This is a genomic window from Natrinema soli, assembly GCF_028618695.1.
Genome location: NZ_JAQIVI010000400.1, coordinates 1 through 4,219 on the forward strand (window position 1 = coordinate 1; position 4,219 = coordinate 4,219).

General features: G+C 66.5%; 4 protein-coding genes and 1 pseudogene. 3 read left to right on the forward strand and 2 right to left on the reverse strand.

What is annotated here, in order from left to right; translation table 11 throughout:
• Positions 1 to 725: ribonuclease Z (locus tag PGX04_RS22045; protein WP_273740463.1), on the reverse strand; the 725-nt coding region annotated here is incomplete at its 3' end.
• Positions 726 to 1,133: 408 nt separating this feature from the next.
• Here PGX04_RS22045 and PGX04_RS22050 point away from each other — a divergent pair.
• The 3 genes from PGX04_RS22050 to PGX04_RS22060 all read left to right on the forward strand — a co-directional run bounded on the left by PGX04_RS22050 (position 1,134) and on the right by PGX04_RS22060 (position 3,870).
• Positions 1,134 to 2,255, forward strand: coding sequence for a DUF7282 domain-containing protein (locus tag PGX04_RS22050; protein ID WP_273740464.1), 1,122 nt, complete (start codon positions 1,134 to 1,136; stop codon positions 2,253 to 2,255).
• A 62-nt stretch (positions 2,256 to 2,317) separates the two neighbouring features.
• Positions 2,318 to 3,322, forward strand: coding sequence for an AAA family ATPase (locus PGX04_RS22055; protein ID WP_273740465.1), 1,005 nt, complete (start codon positions 2,318 to 2,320; stop codon positions 3,320 to 3,322).
• A gap of 110 nt (positions 3,323 to 3,432) precedes the next feature.
• Complete coding sequence (locus PGX04_RS22060) at positions 3,433 to 3,870, forward strand: acyl-CoA thioesterase (RefSeq protein WP_273740466.1); 438 nt, start codon at positions 3,433 to 3,435, stop codon at positions 3,868 to 3,870.
• 205 nt (positions 3,871 to 4,075) lie between these two features.
• On the opposite strand, the pseudogene PGX04_RS22065 reads toward PGX04_RS22060, so the two are convergent.
• Positions 4,076 to 4,219, reverse strand: a pseudogene (locus PGX04_RS22065) (TIGR01177 family methyltransferase); the annotation flags it as partial.

Here is a 4,219-nt window from a genome sequence, read left to right on the forward strand (position 1 = left end):
GTCGCCCGGTCGGCCCGGTCGTCCGCAAAGGTCGCGTCGTGGATCAGCAGGTCGGGCTCCTCGCCGATCTCGATCGTCGCCTGAGCGGGGCGGGTGTCGCCGGTGTAGACGATCGATCGGCCGGGACGGGGGTCGCCGACGACCTGGTCGGGATCGACGACGGTGCCGTCCTCGAGCCGGACGGGCTCACCCTCGTGGAGTCGCGAGAACTTCGGGCCGACGGGAACGCCGAGTTCTTCGGCGCGCTCGCGGTCGAACCGTCCCTTGCGGTCGTCCTCGACGAGCGCGTAGCCGACCGAGCGGGTGTCGTGGTCGGTGTTGAACGCGCGGACTTCGTACTCGTCGGCGCGGTACGGGACGTCGCCGCCGCCGACCTCGTCGATCCGCACCGGAAACGATGGCCGGTTCCCGAGGGCGTTCACCAGCGATTCGAGCCGGCCGCGCGTGCCGCGAGGGGTGTGGATCGCCAGCGGCGCTTCGCGGTCGTTAAAGGCCATCGTCTGGAGCAGTCCCGGAATTCCGAGGACGTGGTCGCCGTGGAGGTGCGTGACGAACAGGTGCGAGACGGAAAACCCCGTACCGAAGCGCATCATCTGGCGCTGGGTCCCTTCGCCGGCGTCGAACAACAGTCCCTCGCCCTCACGGGCGACGAAGACGCTGCTCGGGTTCCGCTCCGTCGTCGGAATCGCCCCGGCCGTCCCCAGAAACGTCACGCGCAGTGGCATCGGTACCCCTTCGGCGGGCCGAAGCTAAACCGGCTTCGGATCGCTCGAGTCCGAATCCCGCGTTCAGCGCCGAACCCGCCACGTGGGAATCGGAGGCACGACCGATCGGGTCGCCCGCTGGCGGCGTCTCGAGCGGTGCGTTCTCCCGCGTGACGGGTACGGCGAGTCATCTCATCACCAGTCCTGTCGACCGTACCGACTGCTCATCGATGGGCTGGATTCGGTTCAAAACCTCTTGAACGCGGTCCGAAACCCCTTGACCGTCCGATTCGGACGACGACCACCGTCGCCGAACCATCGTAACTGGCGGCTATTCCTGTAAACGGTTCCGAACCGAACCACCATCTTGCGAACGGACTGCGCATTTTACATCCGTCGAACACGAAGACGGGGACGACGACACCCCCAATGAGTTCGAGACTGACGTTCGGCACGCTGAAGCGGATCGGTGCGATTCTGATCGCGATCACGATCGTCATCGCCGCCGGTATCGTCGTCGGCCAAGCCCCCGCCATCTTCGGCGTCGAGGAGGACCCCGAGGCCTCGATCACGTTCGACGATCAGCAGGGCAACGGCTCCACCGTCACGGTCCAGTCGGTCACCCTTTCCGAGGGCGGCTACGTCGTCATCAGCGACGGCGGCGACGAGCCGCTGGCCGTCTCCGAGCGCCTCGAGGCCGGCACCCACGAGACCGTGACCGTCGAGCGCGAGAGCGACGCGACCCGCGAGCTCCACGGGCAGCTGACCGCGACGGTTCATCGGGACACGTCGGACGACGAGGGCTACGCCTACGAGGAGAGCGACGGCGAGGAGGATCAGCCCTATCTCGAGGACGGGTTCCCGGTCAGCGACACCGCGACGGTGACGACCGGCGATGACGCGGTCAGCAACTCGTTCGCGGTCGAATCGATCGACACGCCGGCGACGGCGACGACGAACGAGACGATCGAGGTGAACGCCACGATCCGCAATCCGACGGAGTTCCGGGCCCAACAGCCCGTCGAGGTCCGTATCGACGGGGCCGTCTTCGCACGACAGGTGCTGGAACTCGAGGGCGGCGAGACCCGGACCGTGACCCTCGACACGGACACCGAGGGCGCACCGCCCGGGAACCGGTCGATCGGCGTCTACACCGAGGGCGACGGCGAGCTCGACCGGATCGATCTCGAGTTCCACACCGATCCGAGCGTTGCGGTCACCGACGCGAGCACCGAGAGCGTGTCCGTCGCTGCGGCGACTCCCGAGGAAGGATTCGTCGCCCTCGAGCGAAACGGGACGGTTATCGCTACGAGCGACCGACTTGAGCCGGGCGAACACGAGAACGTTAGTATCAACCTCTCCGACGTCTCGGTCGACGAGAGCGATGAGCTGACGGCGGCGCTCTACGCCGGCAATCCCGACGACGCCGACGCAGCCTCGCCGATCGAGTCCGAGGGCGAGCCCGTCCAAACCACGTTCACGCTCGGAGACGTGGCCGACGACTCGGGCGACGGCGGTGACGGCTCTGACAACGAATCGACCGGCGAGTAGCTGCCGATTCGACCGCCGAATAACCGACCGATTCTTACCCGCCCCACTCCTAGTCGCTGGCGATGGACGCGCCGCTGTGGACCGAAACCCACGCCCCGGAGCTGGCCGAGTTGCCACAGGACGACGCTCGCGAGTACCTCGAGCGGGCCGTCGAGGAGCCGATCAACCTCCTCCTGCAGGGCCCGCCCGGAAGCGGGAAGACGGCCGCGGCGCGCGCACTGGCCCGTGCGGCTCACGCGGATCCGGACAACGATTTCGTCGAGATCAACGTCGCCGATTTCTTCGGCCGGACCAAGACCGAGATCAAGAACGATCCCCGCTTCGAGCACTTCCTCGTCGGCCGCTCGTCGATGTCCAAGCGGGACATGATCAACCACGTCCTCAAGGAGTCCGCGAGCTACGCGCCCGTCTCGGGGGGGTACACCACGATTCTGCTCGACAACGCCGAGGACGTCCGCGAGGACTTCCAGCAGGCCCTGCGCCGGATCATGGAGCAACACCACCGGACGACGCAGTTTATCGTCGGGACGCGCCAGCCGACCAAACTCATTCCGCCGATCCGCTCGCGGTGTTTCCCCGTCTCGCTTCGCTCGCCGACCAGCGAGGAGACCGTGACCGTTCTCGAGCGCATCGTCGAGGAAGAAGGAGTCGCGTACGACGACGACGGCCTCGAGTTCGTCGCGGGCTACGCCAACGGGAACCTCCGGCAGGCCATTCTAGCAGCTCAGACGACCGTCGAGGACGCGGGCGAGCTCACGATGAGCGCGGCCTACGAGACGATCGGCGAGGTCGGCCTCGAGGACGAGATCGAGTCGATGCTCGACGACGCCGAAGCCGGCGAGTTCACCGACGCGCGATCGACGCTGGACGACCTGCTCGTCGACGAGGGGTTAGACGGCAACGAGGTGCTGGACGTGATCCTCCGAGTCGCGCGCAAGCGCTACCAGGGAGACCACCTCGCTCGAGTTCATCGGCTGGCCGCCGAGATCGACTTCGAGATGCACGAGGGGACGAGCGACCGAATTCACGTGTCGCACCTGCTGGCGGAGCTGGGCCGGGACGCCTGATCGTCGCGTCACTGTCCGACTGTCTCGCTTCACTCGGTCGATGGGGGCTTCTCGAGACCGCGATTTTCACCGATCCGGAGCGTTATGCCATCGCCGGACGAAGGTCGGGTATGCCGACGCTTCTCGAGACCCACATTCGGAACCGATTTCGCGTGCAGCCCAATCACGCGAACAACAACGACACGCTCCATGGCGGCAACCTGATGAAGTGGCTCGACGAGGTGAGCGCGATGTCCGCGATGCGCTTTGCCGGCGAGACCTGCGTCACCGCCCGCGTGAACGAACTCGACTTCGAGCGTCCGATTCAGATCGGTGACACCGCCCTCGTGGAGGCCTATGTCTACGACGCGGGCCGGACGAGCGTCCACGTCGCCCTGCGCGCCTGGCGCGAGGAGCCCCGCTCGGGCGAGACCGAGAAGACCACCGAGTCGACGTTCACGTTCGTCGCGATCGACGAGAACGGTGACAAAGTTCCCGTCCCCGATCTCTCAGTCGAGACTGACGAAGCGAAGCGGCTTCGGGACCGCGTTCTTGAGGTCGAGGACTGAACGTCCGCCTCGATTTCTGCGGTGGCGCGCGCTGGGCCGCGGTGAATGCTAATGAACCGCGGCTCAATGCTGCGCGAGGGATGGGCGAAGGAGCGAAGTGACTGAGTGAATCGGCTGGGGAGGGCGTGGCGATCCCGTGTTGCCACGATAGCAGCGCACTCGTCGTGTCGGTTATCCGGACGTCACATAAAACACCGACCAGACATCACGGAGATCGTCGCTCGAGCACCATCACGTACCGCGTCAGCGACCGGTGAACCCGCCGCTCGAACGCGGACTCGAGTTCCCAGCCGGCCGCCCGCGCCTCGCCGGCCCACGATCGATCGGCGATCACGACCGCTCGGGGGGC